We start from the raw sequence: 23572 nt of genomic DNA, 5'->3' as shown, positions 1-23572 counted from the left end.
GCTGTGAATATGTAAAGAAAGCCTAACGCTTACGCTAGGCTTTCTTTATTTTGAAAAAATCTTATTTTTATTTAGGCGGATTATCTTTCAACCATAGCTGATTGACGATTTTTAACTCGCGTAGCTCTTCTGCCATAATAGCTTCACTGATGCCTGGATATTTGACGACGGCATAGCTATAAAGACCGATACCGAGCGCTGTCCAACCAAAGAAAATCCACCACTCGATAGCGCTGAGCGCTGACGGCATACCCGGCATATATAAGATGAGCAAGCCAATGCCCAGTACGATGGTAAACATACCGACCAATTTGCCCGCTGGCACTCTAAACGGGCGCACCATATCTGGCTCACGGTAGCGCAAGACTAAGAAAGAGATGGCGACACAGGTATAAGCAATCACGATACCAAAACCACCAGCATTAACAATCCATACTAGCATCTTACGACCAAATAATGGCGCAAGCGTCGCTAGACCACCAATCAATAAAATGGCGTTTTTTGGCGTCTTATACTTCGGATGTAGCTTACCCAAAAATGCAGGCAACATATGGGCTTTTGACATGGCATAAAGTAAGCGACTGCCACCGATTAAAAACGCGTTCCAACTCGATAAAATGCCTAATACACCGCCAATGACTAGTAAAATACCCGCCCATTTGCCATGCCACGCATTGGTCATCGCGTCAGCGGTCGCCAAGGTTGAGCCTTGTGCTTGAATGAGCGGCAAAGTGCGACCGACACTCCATGCTACGCCGACATACCACATCACCGCAATAATAATAGAGACAATCAAAAACTTACCAATATTAGGACGGGTCAGATCAATCTCTTCGGCCGCTTGCGGAATCACGTCAAAACCAACAAACATAAACGGCACCATGACAATCACCGTCATCATACCGCCGATACCACCGATAAAGGCAGGCGCTTGTACAGCGGTTGAATTCGCAGGATTGTAAATTACCGCACCAATAAACAATAACGTACCGACAAATAAAATACCGAGTACGGCTGTTTTTTGGAACCAAGCGCTGACTTCCATGCCGCGAATATTAAGCCAAGTGACGATGATTGAGCCTAGCATACCGACGCCAACCCACGTGGCATAAACGTCCCAGCCCGCTATCGTCCACAGATAGCCTTGGTTATAATTGGGAATAAAATATTCAACTACCGTCGGCAGCGCTACTGCTTCAAAAGCAACGACCGAGAAGTAACCAAATAAAATACTCCAAGAGCAAATAAAGGAAACCGTGACCCCGAGCGCTCGGTGGGTATAGGTATGCTCACCGCCGGTGACCGGCATTGATGACGCTAGCTCTGCATAGTTAACACCAATCATGATAACGGCCAGACCACCAATCATGAATGCTAACATCGCGCCCCATGTGCCCGCCGCTAAAATCCAGTCCCCTGCTAAAACGACCCAGCCCCAACCAACCATAGCACCGAATGCTAAAGCAATAATGTCAAACATGCCCAGCGATTTTTTTAGCTCAGACATAACCTACTCCTTGTCCGTGTGTCATCCGTGTCAGCCCTTTTAAACGGTACTGATACCCACTATTTTTATGTAATAGGGCGCTGCCCTTTCTTATCTTTTCCTGCCTATCAAGCGATAGGTTTAGTATTCAAAACTTGCTTAGCAAAGACAGCAACGGCGTCTTGATTTGCAAGGCGCCGCTGTAAAACCACCACTCAAAGCAGCACTGTCATTATCCTAAGCTTAAGCTTTCATTTTTTGAATTAACGCCTTGAGCGGTCAAAATACCTTTGATAATATCAAGGCCTTCTTGTAGCACTTCGTCCTCCACTGTGAGCGGCACCATCACACGAATGGCGTTGCCAAACATGCCACAAGACGCAAGCAGCAATCCTTGCTCGAAAGCTTTGGCTTTTAGGTTGGCAGTCGCCGCCGCATCAGGCTTGCCATCGTTGTCGATTAGCTCAAACGCTAACATCGCGCCTTTATGGCGAATATGACCGATGCTGCTTAGGTTCAAATCTTTTAAAAATGCTTCGATTTTGTCACCAATCTCGATACTGCGCTCAAGCAGATTTTCTTCTTCAATCACTTCCATGACAGCAAGCGCAGCCACACAAGCCAATGGGTTACCAGAATACGTACCGCCCAAACCGCCGACTTGCGGGGCATCCATGATATCAGCGCGACCGATAACGGCAGAAATAGGATAGCCACCCGCTAAGCTTTTAGCACTGGTCATCAGATCCGGCTCAACGCCCAATTGCTCAGACGCAAACAAGGTACCGGTACGAGCAAAACCACACTGGACTTCATCAAAAATCAGTACGATGCCATGCTCATCGCAAATCTCGCGCAAGGCTTTGGCAAACGATGGCGTCACTTGATGGAAGCCGCCCTCGCCTTGTACGGGCTCAATAATCATCGCTGCCACTTCACTTGGATCGATATCCGCTTGGAAAATCATCTCAAGGCTATGCAATGCTTGTGCTTCGGTCACGTTTAGCTCTTCTGCTGGGAATAACGCATGGAACACAGGACCTGGCATCGGACCAAAGTTCTTTTTGTACGGCAATACTTTACCCGTTAGGCTCATGCACATTAGCGTACGACCATGCCAACCGCCAACGAAAGAGATGACACCCGGACGACCGGTTTTTGCACGGGCAATTTTAATACAGTTTTCGACCGCTTCTGCGCCAGTGGTCAAGAACAAAGCTTTTTTCGGACCGCTGATAGGCGCTTTTTCGCAAAGCTTTTCAGCAAGCTCGACGTAGCATTCATAGTTAACCATTTGCGCGGCAGTATGGGTAAATTTGTCTAGTTGCTCGTGCACACGCTGGGTGATTTTTGGATGGCTGTGACCGGTATTCAGTACTGAGATACCACCGACAAAGTCAATATAACGATTGCCTTCGATATCCCACACTTCTGAGTTTTTTGCTTTTTCGGCAAAAATAGGAAAGGCAATGCCAAGGCCTGTTGGCAAAACAGCTTTACGGCGCGCAAGTAATGATTGATTGGTAGTCATAAGAATATCCTTTTCTTTTTTCTTTACGTAGATGCCAATGATGGTATGGCGGTTTATAAAATAAGCTGTGGCTAAATTTAGGATTTATGCTATTGAATCCCGTTAAATGCTAGGTGAAAATCTATAAAAAACAAATGGTTAAAATATAAAACAGCTAACCATTAGCTCTAACTATTAACTAACATCAGAGCACCAATATTTGGTCACGACATATTCTTCAATGCCGTATTTTGAGCCTTCACGGCCAAAGCCTGATTGCTTGACGCCGCCAAATGGTGCGACTTCGGTAGAAATAAGACCGGTATTATGACCGATGATGCCGTACTCTAAACCTTCGGTGACGCGCCATGACCGTGCATAGCTGCCGCTGTAAAAATATGCAGCCAAACCATAAATAGTGTCGTTGGCTTGGCGAATGACGTCGGCTTCATCTTTAAAGGTAAAGATAGTAGCGATAGGACCAAATATCTCCTCATGGGCGATATCCATGTCACTGCTGATATCGGTAATCACCGTTGGGTTATAAGACAGCTCTGATGCGCCGTTGGTGCTACCGCCCGTGATAAGAGTTGCGCCTTTATCTAACGCGTCTTTGAGCAGCGCTTGTACTTTATCCAACGCTTTTTTGTTAATTAAAGGACCAATATCCACGCCTTCATCCATGCCATTACCGACATTAAGCTCAGCGACTTTTTTTACAAAGACATCGAGGAATTTGTCTTTGATACTATCCTGCACGTAGACACGGTTGGCACAAACACAGGTTTGACCCGCGTTACGATATTTAGAAGCGATTAAGCCTTCAGCGGCTTTTTCAAGATCGGCATCATCAAAGACGATAAATGGCGCATTGCCGCCGAGCTCTAATGACAGTTTTTTGATAGTTGGGGCACACTGTGCCATCAAGGTACGACCGACTTCGGTAGAGCCAGTAAATGACAGCTTATGAATGCGTGGATCGCCGGTTAGGATATCGCCGATGGTTGACGATTTGCCCGTGACGACTTGAATAACGCCTGCTGGAATACCGGCTTGCTCAGCCAATACCGCTAATGCCAATGCAGAAAATGGCGTTTCGGTTGCAGGTTTGATAATCATGGTACAGCCTGCCGCTAGTGCAGGAGCTGCTTTACGGGTAATCATCGCTGCTGGAAAGTTCCAAGGCGTGATTGCCGCGCAAACACCGACCGGCTGTTTTAAGATGACATGGCGCAATTGGGTTTGATTGGCAGGGATAACATCGCCGTATACACGCTTGCCTTCTTCAGCAAACCAGCGGATAAAACTATTGGCATAGCCAACTTCCCCGCGTGACTCGGTTAAAGGCTTGCCTTGCTCGGCGGTCATAATGATGGCCAAATCTTCTTTGTTGGCATCGATAAGGTCGGCCCACTTTTGTAGTAGCTCAGCGCGCTCTTTTGGGGTTTTGGCCGCCCACGTGATTTGCGCCTCATGAGAAGCCGCAACCGCATCATTGACATCGTCGGTCGTCAGGCTTGGCACGCTACCGATAATCTCGCTGTTAAAAGGATTGCTGACGTCAATAGTCGCGTCATCACTAGCACCATGCCAGCCATCTTTGATGAAGCACTGCTGTTTGAGTAGGTCTGGGTTTGATAGCGGTAGCGTATGTGGCAGTTGTGACATGTTGACACTCCTTGTCAATGTTATTTTGCAGATAGGGTTTGCAGATTTATAGCGATATATCACTAACAATAAGTAAAAGGTTATAACTTAAATAATTATTGATAACTTGTTATTTGTTCAATATACTGAACATCTATTCTATATATGAGACATCATTATAAGAATGATGGACGCATATTTGCAACCCCTATTATCAACTTTGTGATGATTTATCACTTTATTTTGATATTTTTTTAATTTTACCGACTTTTATAGGTTCCTTATGAGCACCACTGCCGTTCCTGCTTTGGACAAGACTTTTCAGATTTTAGATTTGATAACCGACAGCGCCCAGCCTTTAACGGCGGCTCATATTGCAAAGGAGCTCAACCTGCCGCGTAGCTCAACCCACAATATTTTGCAGAGTCTTTTGGCCAAGCATGTCATCTATAAAGACAGCGATAGCCGCTTTCATTTGGGCTCGTATTTAATGTATTGGGCGGGCAAATATGAGCAGCAGCAAGGCGTCATCCAGCTATTTAAAGACCTTATTGTCCAGTATCCAACCCTGCTTCAACATACGGTGACTTTATCCAAGCTCGATTTTGGTGAAGTGGTGTTTTTGGCCTGTCATGAAGCGCCGGCTCCGCTTGGCTTTACTTTCCGCGCTGGTGTTCGTGTACCGGCAGTATTTTCTGCTACCGGTAAAGCCATGCTTTCCACCTTTTCTATGGACAGCATAAAGTCCATCTATGCCAGCGGTTTCCCTACGCCTATTACCCAGCATGGTGTCGATAACTTTAATGACTTGTCCACTGAGCTGACGGCTATTCAAAATAGTCGCATCTCCCTTGACGATGGACAACTGCGCGAGGGCATGTATTGCTTAGGCACTTATATTCGCAATGCGTCAGGCAACGCGGTTGCCGGTATGGCGGTCAGCTTTTTGCAAGCAGAATATGAGTCCAAGCGAGCTGAGGTCAGTGCGGTACTGATTGAATTGGCAGAGCAAATTGAGCAGCGTTTGGGTTTTAAAGCCGAGTATTTAAAACTGAGATAGCAATAAATATTATTAAACGTCCGCTACTGATATCTATGATTTAAAAATAAGCTTAAACAATTCCATCGGCTTTAAGCTTGGCTATCATGTCACTGTCATAGCCCAAATCAGCAAGCGTACTATCGGTATGCTCGCTCAATTGCGGTGGCGGCGTACGATAAGTGACCGGTGAGGCGGATAATTTAATCGGATTCCCAAGGGCACGAACAGGGCTGCCTTGTTTGGCAAAATCAACCACCATCTCACGTGCCAGCGCTTGCGGCATGGCCAATGCCTCAGAGACATTATGAATCGCCCCACAAGGAATACCTGCTTTATCTAACACCTCTAACCAATAAGTACGAGGTTGCTCGGCAAACTTCTTAGCTAACTCATCACACAGCAGCTCACGATGAGCCACGCGTTGTGGATTGGTCGCAAAACGGCTGTCGCTATGCCAATCAACGCCCAACACAGTGCAAAGCTTGGCAAACTGACTATCATTACCACAGGCTAAGATAAAGTGCGCGTCACCCTGCCCAGCAAACACTTGATAAGGCACGATATTGGGATGCTGATTGCCAAGTCTTGGCGGCACTTTATCTGATGCCAAATAGTTCATGCCGACGTTGGCGAGCATCGCAAGCGCGCTATCAAGCAATGCCACATCGACATGTTGCCCAAGTCCGGTATGCTGACGCGCTAATAGAGCGGCTTGAATACCGATGGTCAGCTGTAACCCTGCAAACAAATCAACCACTGCCACGCCAACCTTATGCGGTTCGCCATCGCTTGGACCGGTAATACTCATCAGTCCTGACAAGCCTTGAATGATATAGTCATAACCGGGGCGCTTGGCATCAGGCCCTGTCTGCCCAAATCCCGTTAATGAGGCGTAAATAAGGCGCGGATTGTCTTGTTTTAGACTGTCGTAATCTAAGCCGTATTTTTTTAAACCGCCAACCTTAAAGTTTTCAACGACGATATCGCTATCGGCGACAAGCTGTTTGATAATGGTTTGTCCGGCAGGTGTGGTGATATCGACGGTGAGGGATTTTTTATTGCGGTTAATAGTGGCGTAATAAGCAGAAGTGTCATCGCTGAATTTTGGCGGCGCCCAATGCCGCGTTTCATCTCCAATATGCGGACGCTCAACCTTGATGACTTCAGCGCCCAAATCTGCAAGTACTTGTGTACAAGAAGGACCGGCCAATACTCTCGATAAGTCGAGCACCTTAATACCGTGTAATGCACCTTTTGCCATATCCGTCATAATAATCCCTTATTGTGTCGCGTATTTTTTTGATTTTTTGATGGTAAAATTGTTTTTCATCATTTAATTGCCAAGCAGTTAAATGATGAAAAACAACTGAAAAACGTACGCTACTGTTTAAAATCTGCTTATAGGAAGCCAAACAGTAGCGCACGTAATTAGCTAATAAGGCTTAATAAAATGCTTGAATACCCGTCTGCGCACGACCTAGGATAAGCGCATGAATATCGTGCGTACCTTCATAGGTATTAACCGCTTCTAAGTTCATCACATGACGAATAATGTGGAACTCATCCGAAATACCGTTGCCGCCATGCATATCACGAGCAATACGCGCGATATCGAGCGCCTTACCGCAGTTATTACGCTTAATCAGTGAAATCATCTCAGGCGCCGCATTGTCTTCATCCATCAGACGACCAACACGCAATGCCGCTTGTAGACCCAAGGTAATTTCTGTTTGCATATTGGCAAGTTTCAACTGTACGAGCTGCGTTGCGGCGAGCGGACGACCAAATTGCTTACGGTCTAGCGTGTATTGACGCGCCGCTTTCCAGCAAAATTCAGCCGCGCCCATTGCGCCCCATGCAATACCATAACGAGCTTTATTTAAGCAACCAAATGGCCCTTTTAGACCACGGATATCTGGGAAAGCATTGGCTTCAGGGACAAATACCTTGTCCATGACAATCTCACCGGTAACTGAAGCACGCAATGAAAACTTACCTTCAATCTTCGGCGCTGATAACCCTTTCATACCTTTGTCTAAAATAAAGCCACGAATCTCATCGGCGTCATCTTTTGCCCAAACGACAAATACATCAGCGATAGGACTGTTGGTGATCCACATCTTATTGCCCGTCAGCTCGTAACCGCCATCAACCGCGCGTGCACGGGTCGACATCGAGGCAGGATCTGAGCCTGAATCTGGTTCCGTCAGGCCAAAACAGCCGACATACTCGCCAGTCGCAAGCTTCGGTAGATATTTTTCTCTTTGCTCTTCGGTGCCATATGCCCAAATAGGATGCATAACTAAGCTCGACTGCACGCTCATCGCCGAACGATAACCTGAATCCACCGCTTCGACCTCTTTGGCAATCAGACCGTAGGCAACACTTGATAAACCGGCACAGCCATAACCTTCAATCGTCACACCAAGCAAGCCCATCTCACCCATTTGACGCATGATATTGCGATCAAAGTTCTCGTTACGATTGGCCTCTAAAATGCCAGGCATCAGCTCTTTTTGAAAAAACTGACGGGCGCTGTCAGTGACCATGCGCTCTTCATCAGTTAATTGGTCGCGTAATAAAAACGGATCTTCCCAGTCGAAACTTGGACGCTTAGATGTTGCCATGTGGAACTCCTTGTTATCAGTCTTCCTGACCGATGAGTAGTGATTAATGAGTAAATCGCTTATATAAATGATTGACTTGTTAATTCCGCTATGCGAAACTTAGTTTCATAATTTAAATCTATTTAAGCAAAGTTTTACGGCGCTGTAAACCTTTATCAAAAAAAATGAGCATAAAATGGCAAAAAATGTATCGGCAGCTCTGCCACTACTCGATCGAATGACCACTATTCTTGTGCAAAGTAAGGACGATAACGATAGGCAGTTTGTCACCGCACTGGGCCGTGGACTGACTTTATTGGCAGCCTTTGAGCAGCATAAGCAGCTTAGCCATCAGCAATTGTGCCAGATGACCGCCTTGCCAAAAGCCACTATTACTCGGCTTATTCATACCTTGATGACGCTTGGGTTTTTACGTATGACCGAGCACGGACAATATCAGCTGGGCAGTAGCGCGGTGCGATTAAGTGCTACCGCGTGGAGTCGTCATGACATGGTGGCAACTGCTGAACCATTGCTGCGGCAATTTGCAAGTAGCAATGAGGTATCGGTGAATTTGGCAACCGAAGTCGAAGGAGAAATGCGCTATCACGCTTGTTGTCGTAGCCCTGCTCGCCTATCAGTCAATTTGCAAGTTGGCTCAGCCGTACCTGTCGCCCGCACTGCCATTGGTCGCGCTTTTTATGCAGCGAGCTCGCCAGCGAGAAAGGCGGTGATTCGTAGTAATCTACAAGAGCATTTATCCAAAGAAGAGTATGACCGGGCACAATCTGCATTAAGTGAGGCGACGGAGCATTATGTAAAATACGGCTATACGGTATCCGATGGTGAGTTTTCTACCGATATATTGGCGGTCGCCGTTGGCGTCTTTGACATCGCAACTGGGCAGTATGCGTATTCGCTCAATGCCAGTGTGCCGAGTGCCAATTGGCAAGCAGATAAATATGCAGCGATGATTGTGCCAAAATTGCAGGCGTTGGCTGAAAGGGTTGGCAGTGGTGTTTAGAAAAGTTGAGTGGATTTATTTATTTTTTAGCGGTGTATAAAGGTGTTGGTAATGCGATGAGACACAAAATGATTTGGTGGAAGTGCTATATAGTTTTCGGCAAGTGGTTTGTGTTAAAGAATGAGAAGCGCTAAACTTTAAAGCAAATATCAATAATAATAAAAGTATTGGAGTCAACCATGAAACTCGCCGAAGCCCTCCTCATCCGTAGCGATATGCAAAAAAAGCTCGCCCAAATTAAAGGGCGTATTCGTAGCAATGTCAAAGTCCAAGAAGGCGACGCGCCAAACGAAGACCCAAACGCGCTGATGATTGAAGCCAGTCAAGTCATTACTGAATTATCGGCTTTGATTGAACGTATTCACCGAACTAACGCTGTCGCTCAGACCAATGAAGGTCAATCGATGCTGACACTATTGATCGAACGTGATACCTTAGAGATGCGCCATAAGTTATTGATTGAGGCCATTGAAGCCACTGATACCGAGGTTGACCGTTATAGCCCTCGCGAGATTAAATGGCATATCATGGTTTCGGTTGCCGGTTTACAAAAGCAAGCCGACGACATCGCGATGAAACTACGCAAGATTAATATCGTCATTCAAGCCAATAACTGGCAAATTGACCTTGTTGAATAAGTATTTTTAAACCATTGATATGAGAATTTTCTGTCCGTTTTATTTATTTAACAATACTATTCGATAATAAACGGATAGACTGCCCCTTTGGAACCGACTGGGCGAGTGTCAGACCCCAAACCGCCACAGCAGGGGGTTGAAAACATACTGTAGTGGCTGCTACGCGTTGCGGGCAAACGCTTTTTTTACCATTCATGCCCTGCACCCGTCACAACTCACAAGGCACTATTTAGACCTTACTACCAGACACTGACAGTCGGTTTCAATCTTATTTTTAATGCTTTTCGTTATTGCCATTGAGTGCCTTTTCCTTATCTTCGTAGCCAAATCATCAGCAGAAAATCATTTGAAATAATCAATCAGAGCCGATTACGTCTAAAAATTGTTATTTTGAGCGCAACATTAGCACTCTGTTACCCAATTAAACCATCTCAGTGATATCATATGTGTATGATGTACGCGATAAATTTAAGCATTTAATCCATTCTTAATAACCATGTTTATGACATGGTTATTTTGTTATGGATATTTTGTTTTTTATCATTGCGTTTTTATTATTTACGTAACACTGTTGAGTATCGTTATGCCCCAATCTCGTACCAATCTAAACCCAAAACCCAAACAGGATTCTCCTTATTTAGTTGGCGTTATGTTGCGCTACAGTACTTTTGCCGCTGCAACCCTGCTGTTTATAGCGGGGCTGTTATTGATGAATTGGTGGCTGATTATTCTTGGCGGATTGGGTGTGGGTTTGGGGATTTATGATGTCATACAGGCAAAGCATGCCATCTTAAGAAACTATCCAGTTGCAGGGCATATTCGCTATGTGCTTGAAGATTTTCGCCCTGAAATTCGCCAGTATTTATTAGAAAATGACAAAGAACAAGTGCCGTTTTCACGCCAGCAGCGCGCGCTGGTGTATCAACGAGCCAAAAACGTCAGTGATACCAATGCTTTTGGTACGCTTGATAATTTATACGCGCACGGTAAAGAATGGTTTTTGCAATCAGCGGTCAGCCAACCGTTAGAAAATAAAGACTTTCGTATTATCGTTGGCGGCGAGCGATGTCAACAGCCGTATGATATGTCGGTATTTAATATCTCAGCGATGAGCTTTGGGAGTTTATCGGCCAATGCCATTATGGCGCTTAATCAAGGCGCTAAATTGGGCGGCTTTACTCATGATACTGGCGAAGGCGCCATCAGCCCTTATCATCGTAAGTTTGGTGGCGATTTAATCTGGGAGCTGGGCACCGGTTATTTTGGCTGCCGTGATGAGCTTGGCAATTTTGATCCGCAGTCCTTTGCCGAACAGGCAACCGATCCGCAAGTAAAAATGATTGAGATTAAACTCTCGCAAGGTGCAAAACCAGGTCAAGGTGGCGTACTGCCAGCAGAAAAAATCACGCAAGAGATTGCGGATACGCGCCACGTGCCGATGGGTAAAGACTGTGTGTCGCCCTCTTCGCACAGCGCCTTTAGTACGCCGCGTGAGTTGGTGACTTTTTGGCAGCAGCTACGTGATTTATCAGGCGGTAAACCAGTCGGCTTTAAGCTGTGTGTCGGTCAGCCATGGCAGTTTATGGCGATTGTAAAAGCTATGATAGAGATGGACAATTATCCTGACTTTATCATCATTGACGGCGCTGAAGGCGGTACAGGTGCAGCGCCTGTTGAATTTATGGACAACGTCGGTATGCCGATGGTTGAAGGCTTTATGCTCGTGCATAATACTTTGGTTGGTGCAGGTATTCGCGATAAGATTAAGCTTGGCGTTAGTGGTAAAATCGTCTCAGGCTTTGATATTGCGCGTATGATTGCGCTGGGTGCTGACTGGTGTAACTCGGCGCGCGGCTTTATGTTTGCCGTTGGTTGTATCCAATCGCGCTCATGTCATACCAACACTTGCCCGACTGGCGTTGCTACCCAAGACCCGTATCGCCAAAAAGCTCTTGATGTACCAAGTAAAGCTGAGCGCGTGGCAAGTTTTCATAAAAATACGCTAAAATCACTTGCCAGTATCGTTGGTGCGGTTGGTCTTCAGCATCCAAGCCAATTACAGCCGTATCATATCGCCCGCCGTTTAGACGATGGCCAGATTAAGCTGTTATCGAAGTTTTTTTACTTTGCCGACCAAGGCGCCCTGCTTGAGGAAAATGCTCGCGCCGACGTCTTTAACCAAATGTGGGTGATGGCAAATCCTGATAGCTTCCTTGCCAATAACGATGCGCTGATTGCTTATAACAAAGACTCGCGTGATAAAGGTAAAGAAACCAATGCCCCAACCACCCAGCACCCCGATGATTCGGTAGATCTCATCGATGGTGGTCTGTTAATTGGTAACGTCAATAATACTTTCCGCGAAATTCCGCCATTAGACGATTAAGGATTATGGCGTTTTTTAGACCATCTAACGTTATCCTATAAAAAGATAAGTCATCGATGCCAAGTTCTATATTTAGGTTCCCTTACTCATTGTTGGCAGCAGCGCTGGTTGCATTAAGCATCAGTGCTTGCCAGCCAGCAGAAGATAATAACCATGACGCGATAAGTAGTGATGGCAAGAATTGGTCATGTCAGGCGCAAAATACGCCCTTTGCCTATAGCGTTTGCCGTATTGATGCAAAGGCGCTGACCGACACGCGTTATTCATTACAGCTATTTTGGCAACAGAGCGATAGCAATGCTGATAACAACCAGCCGCTACTGACTTTTGATGCTTTATTAGCATCGCTACCTTCTAACCAAACCCTCAACTTTGCCATGAATGCTGGCATGTATAATGAAAATTATGCGCCGATTGGCTATACGGTTATCGAAGGTAAAGAGCTGCGCGCATTAAATATTAAAGAAGGCGGCGGTAACTTTCATCTGTTGCCCAACGGCGTCATGGGGTGGGATAAATCTGGCAAAGTAAAGATTACCGAAAGCAAAATGCTGGATAATCAGCTCAAAAGTGGCAATGCGCAGCCTTGGTATGCGACGCAATCGGGTCCTATGTTAGTCATCAATAATGAGATTCACCCGCAGTTTAAGCCTAACAGCACTTCGCTTAAGCTACGTAATGGCGCAGGTGTTTGCAGTGATGGCAGCATACAATTTGTCAATAGCGAGGCGCCGGTGAGCTTTTATCAATTTGCCGCGCTGTTTAAAGATGAGTTAAGCTGCCCAAATGCCTTATTTTTAGATGGCGGTATCGCTTCGGCACTCTACGCACCAAGCATTGATAAGCACGATAAAAAAGAGATGGGCGTGATGATTGGGCTGATAGAAACGAAAAATTAGAAACAAAGAATTAGCAAAGCAAGAGTAAAAACAGAAATTAGAAATGAAAAAATAGCCGCTATATTTTATAACGGCTATTTTTATGCGTGTTTACAAAATAAATAAAGTAAATGATTCTTACAACTGTCCCTTAGCGCGCCAGATAATTGGTCATCTCTTCCACACCATGCAAGGTCATCGGATACATTTTATTGTTGAAGATTTTTTTAATCTCAACGATGGTTTGGGTGTAATTCCAATACGCAGGATTTTCCGGATTGAGCCAAGCGACTTTATCAAAATGCGCCAGTACCCGTTTTAGCCAAACAATGCCCGCCTCATTATTCATATATTCGACGCTACCGCCAACCGTCATCAGCTCATACGGCGACATCGATGCATCGCCGACAAATATCAACCGATATTCGCGACCATAGGTATTGAGTAGCTCATAAGTCGGCATCGGAGCGCTGTGGCGACGATTATTGTCTTTCCAAACATAATCATATAAGCAGTTATGAAAGTAAAAAAACTCTAAGGTTTTAAACTCGTTTTTGGCCGCAGAAAACAACTTTTCCAATGCTTCGACGTGAACATCCATACTGCCACCAACATCAAATAGCATCAGCACTTTGACGCGGTTGCGGCGCTCAGCTTGCATATGAATATCGAGCACACCTTTTTTGGCGGTACGCTTAATGGTTTCGTGAATATCTAGCTCATCGGCGCTGCCGGTACGGGCAAACTGACGCAAGTTGCGCAGTGCCATTTGGATTTGGCGCGTGCCAAGCTGATTGTCATCATCGAGATTGCGATATTTACGCTGCTCCCACACTTTGGCAGCGCTGCGTTTACGTGACTCGCCGCCGACGCGCACGCCTTCTGGATGGTCGCCATAGGCACCAAATGGTGACGTGCCGCCAGTGCCGACCCATTTACTGCCACCTTGATGACGCTCTTTTTGCTCTTTAAGACGCTCTTCAAGCGCTTTCATCAACTCCTCTAATGAGCCATATTTTTTCAGCAAGCGCCGCTGCTCTTCGGTCAGATTTTTTGGATCAAGCTTTAAATCTAGCCATTCTTTTGGAATATCCGTCAACTTTGCAAGCAGCTCATCCATATCAAGACTATCGACGCCCTCAAAATAATCTGCCATAGCACGGTCAAATTTATCAAAGTGACGCTCGTCTTTGACCATACAAAGCCGAATCAATCGATACATATCCTCGCGACTGGCAAAAGTAGATAGCTCTGGGTTTTCAGGATGCGGCTGCATCATCAGCCCTTGATCTAAGGCCGCGTTTAGGTCAAGCAGCTCACGCGTACTGACTGGCACGCCGTAGGTCCGCAGGGTATAGAACAATTTGATAAACATAAAAGTCGCATCACTTATTGGCTGATAGAGTTACGAGTTGGACTGCTTCATTAGCTTCAATTATGACAAACGAGCTATCGCTTAACGACGCATCATATTGGCAAAACGCTGCAATAAACTCACATCGGCTTCGTTTTTCAGCAGCGCGCCATATAGCGGCGGAATAGACTTTTCCCCGCGTAAGTTTTCTTCCAGCTCGTTTTGTGCCATATCATCAGCCAATAATAGCGTCAGCCAATCGACCAATTCTGAGGTTGATGGTGGCTTTTTAAGTCCTTGGATGTTACGCAGTTTATAAAAAATATCGAGCGCATCATTGACGAGTTTTTCTTGGATATTCGGGAAATGCACCTCAATGATTCGGCGCATGGTATCTTCTTCTGGGAAATCGATATAATGGAAGAAACAGCGGCGCAAAAACGCATCTGGCAGCTCTTTTTCATTATTTGAGGTGATGATAACCACCGGACGCTGCTCAGCAGTGATGGTCTCGCCCGTTTCATAAACGTAGAAAGACATTTTATCGAGCTCATGCAGTAAGTCGTTTGGAAACTCGATATCGGCCTTATCAATCTCATCAATCAATAACACACTGCGCTCACTGCTCGTAAAGGCTTCCCACAGTTTACCAGGCTTGATATAGTTGCCAATCTCATACACCTTGTCGTCGCCCAATTGCGAATCACGCAAGCGCGATACGGCATCGTACTCATACAGCCCTTGCTCAGCTTTAGTGGTCGATTTAATGTGCCACGTAATCAGCGGCATCCCTAAACTCTCCGCCACTTCTTCAGCCAGTAACGTTTTACCCGTACCCGGCTCGCCCTTAATAAGTAGCGGCTTTTGTAACGTCATTGCCGCATTAACGGCCAGCTGCAAATCATCGGTAGCAATGTAGTTTTGCGTACCGGTAAAGCTTTTTTTCGTTTTATCAGTCGTGCTCATAATACATTCTCAGTTATTAGAAAAAGTTATTAAAATCAGTTATTGTTATCCGTTAAATATAGTAGAAAGCTTAGAGAAAGTCGTTAGCAGATACCTAATTATTTAGATTAGCACAGTGCCATTAATTGCCAAAATACTCATGCGTTCGTAGTTATCATTGACTGGCTGTACAGCCGATAAATGAGTATAAAAAAAGACACGCAGGGTGTCTTTTGTCTAATAAATATCTACAGCAAAAAGCTTTATTACTCATATCTATTATTTGCGGTCTTTTTTTAAGCTAACCTCAGCTTTAGGCTTACTTAATTCAGTCCTAGCCAATTCAGGTTTAGACGACAATGCTGAATGGTCAAACGACTCTGATAAACCCGCGTCGTCTGCTAAATAATTACCAGTAGTCAATTGGGCAGTCGCTTGCGCATCATCCGCCGTACGGCTGCGAGCTTTATCCAAGCTGGACTCAAACGCGCCGCGAATCAGTTGCCAGACAAAACCCACAAACAAGCCCACGACCAACACCACTAAAATCGGCAGCATATTGGCTATCGCGCCAGCCGTATCTTTCATCATAATCGCATAAACGACACTGATACTCGCCGGCGCAATCACACTAGGATCACCAAGCGCCGTACCAGGCGCGAGCAAGACGGCAAACAATATCATCCAACTCATACCACCAAGCGGGCGCGGCAAAATACGAGCAACCAACAACCAGAGTATCAAAACGATAATGACGCCGCCAAGATACGCATACATAGGTAAGTCTGCGGGTGGCACATCTTTGACCAGTTGCCCCCACCAAATCGTAATCTCACCGAGGATATCACTGATAGCGCCTATCGGTAAGCTGTCTATAATGCCTTTTAACCAATCCATGCGTGTTTCTTTACCTGCGTTTATTACCTGCGGCGCGTAAGGCGTCAGGCGGTATAGGGTAAGTTTTGTCAGACTAACAGTGCGACAAAATACATAATCATCAACTGCACTTAATTATGCGTGTCTAATGGCGATTAGTTTATCACGACTTGCTAGCAAAATGCATAAGCGCAAATGTTTCGTCGCTTTTTTAGTGCATTTAGGCCAAGTCTCTTAATTTCAAAACCTCTATCAATCGTAGATATTATCCTGCGCTTCACGAGCGCGTAGCTCCGCTTGACGGCGCATGACATCTTGCGGCGGCAACTGCACGAAATACCCTTGCGACTTTAGTTTTGTCAGCACTTCTTCTTTGTCAACGCGCGCCAATTTTGGCGTGCTCGCCAAGTCTAAATGCATGACAAACTGACTACGCCCTAAGCTTGCCCGAAACTCTTTTGGCAGTACACCAAGCCAGTCTTTAATCTCATCGGTATCATCAGGATAATCAGGGCGAGCAATGTAAACATACATATCGTCGTGTTTGGGAAATTTATAAATATCGCAATGCATAAAAACAACCTATCAGAAACTATCGCCATAGATTAGCATATTTGCGGCTGCAATCAGTAGTCGCTTTACGTTTTGCTATGGTAAATCACTGTAAAGTCCGCTAATTTAATGACCTTTTACACATGCTATTTATTCATAAATTTGTCAGCGCTGCTGCTAAAAAGTTGTTTTTAACAACATTATCGACTTTAATGCGGCAGATGGCTTGTAAAAACAGCCTGAACCTTTCATAATAAAAGCGTTTTTCAGGAGAGAGTCTTGGGCATTATATTAAGTGCGCTTATATTTACGAGCTGCGCTAATCACTGCTTGATGACCACCGAAGGCGCATACACCCTGCCAATCGCTCAGGTAAAAGGACTGAAAAACATATGTCACAACTGTTTTATTGCTATCACAACTGCATAGCATTCCAAAACATAAGACATAACAAATCTGGAGAGCGGTAAGGACGGACGACGCCTTACCCACCGAAGGGGAGAAAATGCGACATTATTTGCTTGGGCTTTTTAAGGCTTTGGCTTTAAAAAATCACAATGATGGTTCGTGTTGAAAATCTCAGGTTACAGGACAGATAGGGCTTTTGCTTAAACCGACGTTTGGCGTCTGTTTGGCTGATTGTTCTATTTTTTTGTACGGCCCTTGGTTGCACTGCTTGCGCCCTGCAAGATTGCTACTCACTACTATGATAATGCACATCTGCCCTGCTACTTTGATATTTTATACCTGATTATCAAGTGCTGCTGATGTTCCATAAGGATTTGTTATGACCGACACTCACAATACCAATTCTCACAATACCAGCACTTCCGCCCCTAAACGCACGCCCCTTTACCAGTCGCACCTTGATAGTGACGGCAAACTGGTGGATTTCTCTGGTTGGGAATTACCAATCCATTATGGTTCACAAATCGAAGAACATGAAGCTGTGCGTACCGATGCCGGTATGTTTGATGTCTCACACATGGTCGTTGTTGATGTTAAAGGCTCTGATGCCAAAGCATGGTTGCAAAAGCTCCTTGCCAATGATGTCGATAAATTAAAAACCGTCGGTAAAGCACTTTACTCTCCGATGCTCAATGAGCAAGGCGGTATCATTGACGATTTAATCGTTTATCTGATGAATGAAGACGCGAGCGAATATCGTATCGTGTCAAATGCGGCTACCCGTGATAAAGACATGGCACAATTTGAAAAAGTTGCCGAAGGTTTTGAGGTTGCTTTAACGGAACGTGATGACTTGGCTATGCTCGCTATCCAAGGACCGAATGCCGTTGCAAAATTAGCAGAAGTCAAACCAAGTTGGGCAGATACATTGGCTGCCCTTAAGCCTTTCGTTGGTGCTGATTTAACCGATATCGAAGGCAAAGATTGGTTTGTGGCGCGTACTGGCTATACAGGCGAAGACGGCGTTGAAGTGATCATGCATGGCGATGAGGCCCCAGCGTTTTTTGAGCAATTAAAAGCCAATGGCGTCAAACCTGCTGGTCTTGGCGCGCGTGATACCTTGCGTATGGAAGCGGGCATGAACTTGTATGGTCATGATATGAATGAAGAAACCAGCCCTTACGAGTGCAACATGGGCTGGACACTGGCGCTAAAAGACGAGCGCGACTTTATCGGCCGTGAAGCCTTAGTTAATAAGCGTCAACAAGCAAAAGATGACAACAGTGCCATGAAGCAAGTCGGTTTATTATTGACGACACGCGGCGTCTTACGTGAAGGCATGACCGTGACCATCAATCAAGGCACGTATAATGAACAAACGGGTCTTATTACCAGTGGCACTTTCTCCCCTAGCCTAAAAAATTCGATTGCTATTGCCCGTGTGCCTGCCAGCTTATCAGATGACGATAGCGTGCAGGTCGATTTGCGCGGCAAGGGTAGATTCGTCGACGTCCGCGTTGTCAAGCTGCCCTTTGTGCGTAATGGCAAGCAGCAATTTGACTGATATCCTTGTTACCTTTTATTATGAGCGTCCCTTGTTTTTATTAACCATTCTCTATCATTTAGGAGAGAGACCATGAGCAACATCCCAGCAGAACTAAAATACATCGCTAGCCACGAGTGGCTGCGCCTAGAAGACGACGGTACGATTACGGTTGGTATCACTGACCATGCGCAAGACTTACTCGGTGACGTGGTGTTTGTTGAATTACCAGACGTTGGCGATATCATCGCGGTTGATGACGAAATCTCTGTGGTTGAGTCTGTAAAAGCGGCCTCTGACGTTTACGCGCCTATTTCAGGCGAAGTGGTTGCCATCAACGAAGCATTAGAAGATGATCCAGAAATCATCAACTCTGACCCATACGGCGAAGGTTGGTTCTTTAAAATGAAGCCTGACAATATCGCTGACTACGAAGCTTTGCTAAGTGCTGATGAGTACGAAAACGAGCTGTAATAGTAAGCTAATAGGCGCTAATTAATTAAGCTATCGCTATTTTTAATATTAAAAACACAACTTGTTATGACAGATATTGGCGTCAGCTGGTATCTGTGCGCTTTTTCTTAACATACTTAGCCTTAGGGCTTAATTTAGCATTTGCAATCGCCCGCTCATTTTTGGGCCGTACTCATTGAGCAAAGAATATTAACCACGCACCTCAAGTATCTCGACACACAAACTTAGCCACGCACTCAATCCCAGCATGGATTTTCATATGACCTCTGATACTAATAAGCAAACCATTATTGCGACGCCCGATCATACTCCGCAACTGCAAGCCTTTCGCGATGTGGTTGAATCACGCCGCTCTGTGCGTCGCTTTACCGACACCAAGATACCTGATGACGTGTTGGCTGACTGTCTGCGTTTGGCCATGCTCGCGCCGAACTCGAGCAATCTACAGCCGTGGGAATTTTATGTGATTGATGATGCGGATAAACGCAAACGCGCGATAAAAAACTGCATGAATCAAAATGCGGCGAAAACCTCAGCGCGCTTGATTGCCGTCGTTGCGCGTACCGATGTTTGGCACGACCATGCCAAGCAAATATTGCGTGAATATCCGGACACGCCCGTGCCCAAAAAGGTCAAAGATTACTACAACAAAGTTGTGACCATGGATTTCTTACGCGGACCGGTCAACGTTATATCAGCGGCCAAATGGGGTGCAACGCAAGTCGTCAGACGGGTAAAGGGTCCGATTAAATCACCTTATTATACCTTTGAAGACACCAAAAACTGGGCCACCAACAATACTGCTCTTGCAGCCGAAAACCTCATGCTTGCTTTACGCGCGCACGGCTTTGATAGCTGTCCGATGGGCGGCTTTGATGAGCCTGCGATGAAACGCTTATTAAATTTAAGCGACGATCACCATATCATTATGATGATTGGTGCCGGTGAGCGCGCTGATAATGGCGTCTACAACACCCAGTTCCGCTTTGACCAAACTCAATTTGTCCATTACGTCTAAAACCGTAAACCGTTATTATTTATTCGTTATTTTAGCCATCTCCTTTATCATCCCTTTTATCAAGGACCGTTATGACTATCTCTCAAAACCCAACGTTTGATACCTTTCAAGGTTTATTCAACGAAGCTGAATTTGTCTATCGTCATTTAGGCTCAAATGATGCCAAACAAGCCGACCTATTAAATGCCGTTGGTTATCAAGATATGGCAAGCTTTATCAATGATACCGTGCCTGAACCTGTGCGCTTGCATAAAGAGCTAGATTTACCTGTGGCCATGAGTGAACACGCCGCGCTTGCTAAACTACGTACCATGGCAGACGATATCACGGTTAATAAGAGCTATATTGGTCAAGGTTACTCGCCTGTGCGTATGCCAGCAGTGATTCAGCGCAACGTCCTTGAAAATCCAGGTTGGTACACTGCTTACACGCCTTATCAAGCAGAAATCGCCCAAGGTCGCCTAGAAGCACTGCTTAACTTCCAGCAAGTTTGTATTGATTTAACAGGTTTGGAGATGGCTGGCGCGTCATTACTTGACGAAGCAACGGCTGCGGCAGAAGCGATGGCCATGTCGAAGCGTGTGAGCAAAAGCAAATCAAATCAGTTTTTTGTGGATGAGCGTATCTATCCGCAAACCTTAGATGTCATCAATACTCGTGCCAAATATTTCGGTTGGGAAGTGGTGGTTGGTGATTTCGAACTGGCTAAATCAGGTGATTATTTCGGTGCTATTTTCCAATACGTCGGTGTTGAAGGCGATGTAAAAGACTTAACCGATGTTATTGCGGCGGTAAAGAAAAACAAAACTTATGTGAGCGTTGTCAGTGACATCATGAGCTTGGTGCTATTAAAGTCACCAGCCGATATGGGCGCAGACGTAGCACTCGGTAGCACTCAGCGTTTTGGTATTCCGATGGGTTTTGGTGGTCCACACGCCGCCTACTTTGCCTTCTCGGATAAAGCCAAGCGTTCAGCACCTGGTCGTATCATTGGTGTCTCTAAAGACTCGCAAGGCAATACCGCGCTACGTATGGCACTGCAAACTCGCGAGCAGCATATCCGCCGCGAAAAAGCCAACTCAAACATCTGTACCTCACAAGTATTACTTGCCAATCTAGCTGGTATGTATGCCGTTTATCATGGTCCAAATGGCGTTAAGCGTATCGCCACTCGTATCCATGCGTTTGCGACTGCCTTTGCTGATGTTATTAAAGGCGCTAACGATAGCAATTTAAATGTGGTACATGATCAATTCTTTGACAGTGTCGTCGTTGATTGTGGTTCAGAAAAAATGGCAACGCAGATTTTTGAAAACGCCGACAATATTGGCTACAACTTATGGCGTCTTGGCGACACTAAATTAAGTGTTGCCTTTAGTGAGACTAGCGATGCGCAAGATTTTAATGTCTTAACGCAACTATTTGTCAGTAAAGCTCATGACTTGCCAACAGAAGCTCGCGTGTCACTCGATGGCGCTCACTTGCGTAGCGATGACATCTTGACCCATCCAGTCTTTAACTCGCATCATACCGAACATGAAATGCTGCGCTACTTAAAATCGCTTGAAGACAAAGATTTGGCGATGAACCGTAGCATGATTTCACTCGGTAGCTGTACCATGAAATTGAATGCGACCAGTGAGATGCTACCGATTACGTGGCCTGAATTTGCCAATGTGCATCCATTTGCGCCACGCGGTCAAGTGACTGGCTACATTGCAATGATTGATAGCTTGCAAGAGCAACTCAAAGCCATCACAGGTTTTGATGAAGTGTCTATGCAGCCTAACTCTGGCGCTTCAGGCGAATACGCTGGTCTCTTAGCAATCCGTCGTTACCATGAGTCATTGGGCGAAACGGACCGTGATGTTTGCCTAATTCCAATGTCAGCGCACGGTACCAACCCTGCTACCGCCATGATGATGGGCATGCAAGTCGTCGTGGTGAAAACCGATGAAAACGGTAACGTAGACATCGATGACTTGACCGCCAAATGTGAAGAGCACAGCGCGCGTTTAGGTGCCTTGATGATTACTTATCCATCGACACATGGCGTATTTGAAGAAGGCATTCGTCATATTTGTGATTTGATTCATAAGCATGGCGGTCAAGTATACATGGACGGCGCCAATATGAATGCGCAGGTCGGCATGATGCAGCCTGCTGATGTCGGTGCAGACGTACTACATATGAACTTGCACAAAACTTTCTGCATTCCACATGGCGGCGGCGGTCCTGGCATGGGCCCTATTGGCATGAAAGCACACTTAGCACCATACATGGCCAACCATACGTTGAGCCCTGTACATAATGCGCAAAATGATTGCTCAGCTGTATCAGCAGCACCTTATGGTTCAGCGAGTATCTTACCTATCTCATGGATGTACATCGCGATGATGGGCCGTGATGGTCTGCTAAAAGCCACTGAGCTTGCATTATTAAATGCCAACTATGTTGCCAGCCAGCTGAAAGACCACTACCCTGTTCTTTATACGGGTAAAAATGGCCGCGTCGCTCACGAATGTATCATCGATATTCGTCCATTGAAGGAAGAAACTGGCATCAGTGAAAGCGATATTGCTAAGCGCTTGATGGATTATGGTTTCCACTCACCAACGATGAGTTTCCCAGTTGCAGGCACCTTGATGATTGAGCCCACTGAGTCTGAATCTAAAGAAGAGTTAGATCGTTTTATCAGTGCGCTACAATCTATCAAAAATGAGGCAATGAAAGCCAAAGCTGGCGAAGATGGTTGGACATTAGAAGACAATCCACTGGTCAATGCACCGCATACCGCGGCGATGATTACTAGCAGCCAATGGTCACATCCGTACAGCCGTGATACCGCTGCATTCCCACTGCCTTACATCCGCACCCATAAGTTCTGGCCGAGTGTGGCACGTGTTGATGATGCTTACGGCGACAAGAACCTCATGTGTTCTTGCCCAAGTATCGAAAACTATATGTAGTTTTCAAACAAAGATAAATAGTTGATATAAAAACAAACCTCCAAGTCAGTAGCTGATTTGGAGGTTTTTATTTTGTATTTACTTTATCTGACTTATTATGCTCTTAGCATTATTAATTCTATATAAAACAGAGGATGACCAGAATAGCCTGCTACTGGTATCTTGCTTGCTGTGCGACTTCGTCACTGTAGATATTACGTAAAACTCATCTCACCA

The 23572-nt window shown here is 45.5% G+C and carries 18 protein-coding genes and 2 riboswitches; of the genes, 9 read left to right on the top strand and 9 right to left on the bottom strand.

Going from position 1 to position 23572, the window contains the following annotated elements:
* Positions 1-67: 67 nt before the first annotated feature.
* From JMX70_RS01385 to JMX70_RS01375, 3 genes are all read right to left on the bottom strand, one after another.
* Positions 68-1507 (bottom strand): APC family permease, encoded by a 1440-nt coding sequence (locus tag JMX70_RS01385; RefSeq protein ID WP_201588950.1) that lies wholly within the window; start codon positions 1505-1507, stop codon positions 68-70.
* 211 nt (positions 1508-1718) lie between these two features.
* On the bottom strand, positions 1719-3017 hold the full coding sequence (gene gabT / locus JMX70_RS01380; RefSeq protein WP_193030809.1) for a 4-aminobutyrate--2-oxoglutarate transaminase: 1299 nt from the start codon (positions 3015-3017) through the stop codon (positions 1719-1721).
* Positions 3018-3191: 174 nt separating this feature from the next.
* Positions 3192-4664 carry an NAD-dependent succinate-semialdehyde dehydrogenase gene (locus JMX70_RS01375; RefSeq protein WP_201588948.1) on the bottom strand — a complete coding sequence of 491 codons (1473 nt, stop codon included), beginning with the start codon at positions 4662-4664 and terminating at the stop codon, positions 3192-3194.
* Positions 4665-4926: 262 nt separating this feature from the next.
* On the opposite strand from JMX70_RS01375, the gene JMX70_RS01370 reads away from it, so the two are divergent.
* Entirely contained in the window at positions 4927-5703 is a 777-nt protein-coding gene (locus JMX70_RS01370; RefSeq protein WP_201588946.1) for an IclR family transcriptional regulator, read from the top strand.
* 52 nt (positions 5704-5755) lie between these two features.
* Here JMX70_RS01370 and JMX70_RS01365 read toward each other — a convergent pair whose 3' ends face one another.
* A complete protein-coding gene (locus JMX70_RS01365; RefSeq protein ID WP_201588944.1) occupies positions 5756-6955 on the bottom strand; it encodes a CaiB/BaiF CoA transferase family protein in 1200 nt (399 codons plus the stop codon).
* Positions 6956-7127: 172 nt separating this feature from the next.
* On the bottom strand, positions 7128-8312 hold the full coding sequence (locus JMX70_RS01360; RefSeq protein ID WP_201588942.1) for an acyl-CoA dehydrogenase: 1185 nt from the start codon (positions 8310-8312) through the stop codon (positions 7128-7130).
* 175 nt (positions 8313-8487) lie between these two features.
* Between JMX70_RS01360 and JMX70_RS01355 the strand changes: the two genes are divergently transcribed.
* The 4 genes from JMX70_RS01355 to JMX70_RS01335 all read left to right on the top strand — a co-directional run bounded on the left by JMX70_RS01355 (position 8488) and on the right by JMX70_RS01335 (position 13238).
* The gene (locus JMX70_RS01355) at positions 8488-9315 is read left to right on the top strand and encodes an IclR family transcriptional regulator (protein ID WP_198328069.1); all 828 of its coding nucleotides are present in this window, start codon (positions 8488-8490) and stop codon (positions 9313-9315) included.
* Between the two features lie 179 nt (positions 9316-9494).
* Positions 9495-9953, top strand: coding sequence for a DIP1984 family protein (locus JMX70_RS01350; RefSeq protein ID WP_102076625.1), 459 nt, complete (start codon positions 9495-9497; stop codon positions 9951-9953).
* Positions 9954-10536: 583 nt separating this feature from the next.
* The gene (locus JMX70_RS01340) at positions 10537-12339 is read left to right on the top strand and encodes an FMN-binding glutamate synthase family protein (RefSeq protein ID WP_102076647.1); all 1803 of its coding nucleotides are present in this window, start codon (positions 10537-10539) and stop codon (positions 12337-12339) included.
* A gap of 56 nt (positions 12340-12395) precedes the next feature.
* Positions 12396-13238: a phosphodiester glycosidase family protein gene (locus JMX70_RS01335; RefSeq protein WP_201588940.1), complete on the top strand. Its 843-nt coding sequence runs from the start codon at positions 12396-12398 to the stop codon at positions 13236-13238.
* Between the two features lie 130 nt (positions 13239-13368).
* Here the strand turns inward: JMX70_RS01335 and JMX70_RS01330 are convergent, their stop codons facing one another.
* The 4 genes from JMX70_RS01330 to JMX70_RS01315 form a co-directional block, all read right to left on the bottom strand.
* Positions 13369-14592, bottom strand: coding sequence for a vWA domain-containing protein (locus JMX70_RS01330; RefSeq protein WP_201588938.1), 1224 nt, complete (start codon positions 14590-14592; stop codon positions 13369-13371).
* Positions 14593-14673: 81 nt separating this feature from the next.
* The gene (locus JMX70_RS01325) at positions 14674-15537 is read right to left on the bottom strand and encodes an AAA family ATPase (RefSeq protein ID WP_144297108.1); all 864 of its coding nucleotides are present in this window, start codon (positions 15535-15537) and stop codon (positions 14674-14676) included.
* Between the two features lie 258 nt (positions 15538-15795).
* On the bottom strand, positions 15796-16413 hold the full coding sequence (locus JMX70_RS01320; RefSeq protein WP_144297109.1) for a hypothetical protein: 618 nt from the start codon (positions 16411-16413) through the stop codon (positions 15796-15798).
* Positions 16414-16644: 231 nt separating this feature from the next.
* Complete coding sequence (locus JMX70_RS01315) at positions 16645-16965, bottom strand: YcgL domain-containing protein (protein WP_102076631.1); 321 nt, start codon at positions 16963-16965, stop codon at positions 16645-16647.
* Positions 16966-17201: 236 nt separating this feature from the next.
* Positions 17202-17338, top strand: a riboswitch (glycine riboswitch).
* A 52-nt stretch (positions 17339-17390) separates the two neighbouring features.
* Positions 17391-17549, top strand: a riboswitch (glycine riboswitch).
* Between the two features lie 182 nt (positions 17550-17731).
* Between JMX70_RS01315 and gcvT the strand changes: the two genes are divergently transcribed.
* The 4 genes from gcvT (at position 17732) to gcvP (ending at position 23356) form a co-directional block, all read left to right on the top strand.
* The gene (gene gcvT / locus JMX70_RS01310) at positions 17732-18916 is read left to right on the top strand and encodes a glycine cleavage system aminomethyltransferase GcvT (RefSeq protein ID WP_201588936.1); all 1185 of its coding nucleotides are present in this window, start codon (positions 17732-17734) and stop codon (positions 18914-18916) included.
* A gap of 72 nt (positions 18917-18988) precedes the next feature.
* Positions 18989-19369, top strand: coding sequence for a glycine cleavage system protein GcvH (gene gcvH / locus JMX70_RS01305; RefSeq protein WP_068404068.1), 381 nt, complete (start codon positions 18989-18991; stop codon positions 19367-19369).
* A gap of 259 nt (positions 19370-19628) precedes the next feature.
* A complete protein-coding gene (locus tag JMX70_RS01300; RefSeq protein WP_201588932.1) occupies positions 19629-20387 on the top strand; it encodes a nitroreductase family protein in 759 nt (252 codons plus the stop codon).
* Positions 20388-20458: 71 nt separating this feature from the next.
* Positions 20459-23356: an aminomethyl-transferring glycine dehydrogenase gene (gene gcvP / locus JMX70_RS01295; RefSeq protein ID WP_201588929.1), complete on the top strand. Its 2898-nt coding sequence runs from the start codon at positions 20459-20461 to the stop codon at positions 23354-23356.
* Positions 23357-23572: the final 216 nt, after the last annotated feature.

This window comes from Psychrobacter pulmonis, assembly GCF_904846465.1.
GTDB lineage: Bacteria > Pseudomonadota > Gammaproteobacteria > Pseudomonadales > Moraxellaceae > Psychrobacter > Psychrobacter faecalis.
The sequence above is the reverse complement of the archived record's forward strand: the minus strand, read 5'-3'. Positions and strand labels throughout refer to the sequence as shown.

Coding starts and splice junctions, on each gene's coding strand:
- JMX70_RS01385 (WP_201588950.1), bottom strand. CDS start 1,507: ATGTCTGAGCTAAAAAAATCGCTGGGCATGTTTGACATTATTGCTTTA.
- gabT (WP_193030809.1), bottom strand. CDS start 3,017: ATGACTACCAATCAATCATTACTTGCGCGCCGTAAAGCTGTTTTGCCA.
- JMX70_RS01375 (WP_201588948.1), bottom strand. CDS start 4,664: ATGTCACAACTGCCACATACGCTACCGCTATCAAACCCAGACCTACTC.
- JMX70_RS01370 (WP_201588946.1), top strand. CDS start 4,927: ATGAGCACCACTGCCGTTCCTGCTTTGGACAAGACTTTTCAGATTTTA.
- JMX70_RS01365 (WP_201588944.1), bottom strand. CDS start 6,955: ATGACGGATATGGCAAAAGGTGCATTACACGGTATTAAGGTGCTCGAC.
- JMX70_RS01360 (WP_201588942.1), bottom strand. CDS start 8,312: ATGGCAACATCTAAGCGTCCAAGTTTCGACTGGGAAGATCCGTTTTTA.
- JMX70_RS01355 (WP_198328069.1), top strand. CDS start 8,488: ATGGCAAAAAATGTATCGGCAGCTCTGCCACTACTCGATCGAATGACC.
- JMX70_RS01350 (WP_102076625.1), top strand. CDS start 9,495: ATGAAACTCGCCGAAGCCCTCCTCATCCGTAGCGATATGCAAAAAAAG.
- JMX70_RS01340 (WP_102076647.1), top strand. CDS start 10,537: ATGCCCCAATCTCGTACCAATCTAAACCCAAAACCCAAACAGGATTCT.
- JMX70_RS01335 (WP_201588940.1), top strand. CDS start 12,396: ATGCCAAGTTCTATATTTAGGTTCCCTTACTCATTGTTGGCAGCAGCG.
- JMX70_RS01330 (WP_201588938.1), bottom strand. CDS start 14,592: ATGTTTATCAAATTGTTCTATACCCTGCGGACCTACGGCGTGCCAGTC.
- JMX70_RS01325 (WP_144297108.1), bottom strand. CDS start 15,537: ATGAGCACGACTGATAAAACGAAAAAAAGCTTTACCGGTACGCAAAAC.
- JMX70_RS01320 (WP_144297109.1), bottom strand. CDS start 16,413: ATGGATTGGTTAAAAGGCATTATAGACAGCTTACCGATAGGCGCTATC.
- JMX70_RS01315 (WP_102076631.1), bottom strand. CDS start 16,965: ATGCATTGCGATATTTATAAATTTCCCAAACACGACGATATGTATGTT.
- gcvT (WP_201588936.1), top strand. CDS start 17,732: ATGACCGACACTCACAATACCAATTCTCACAATACCAGCACTTCCGCC.
- gcvH (WP_068404068.1), top strand. CDS start 18,989: ATGAGCAACATCCCAGCAGAACTAAAATACATCGCTAGCCACGAGTGG.
- JMX70_RS01300 (WP_201588932.1), top strand. CDS start 19,629: ATGACCTCTGATACTAATAAGCAAACCATTATTGCGACGCCCGATCAT.
- gcvP (WP_201588929.1), top strand. CDS start 20,459: ATGACTATCTCTCAAAACCCAACGTTTGATACCTTTCAAGGTTTATTC.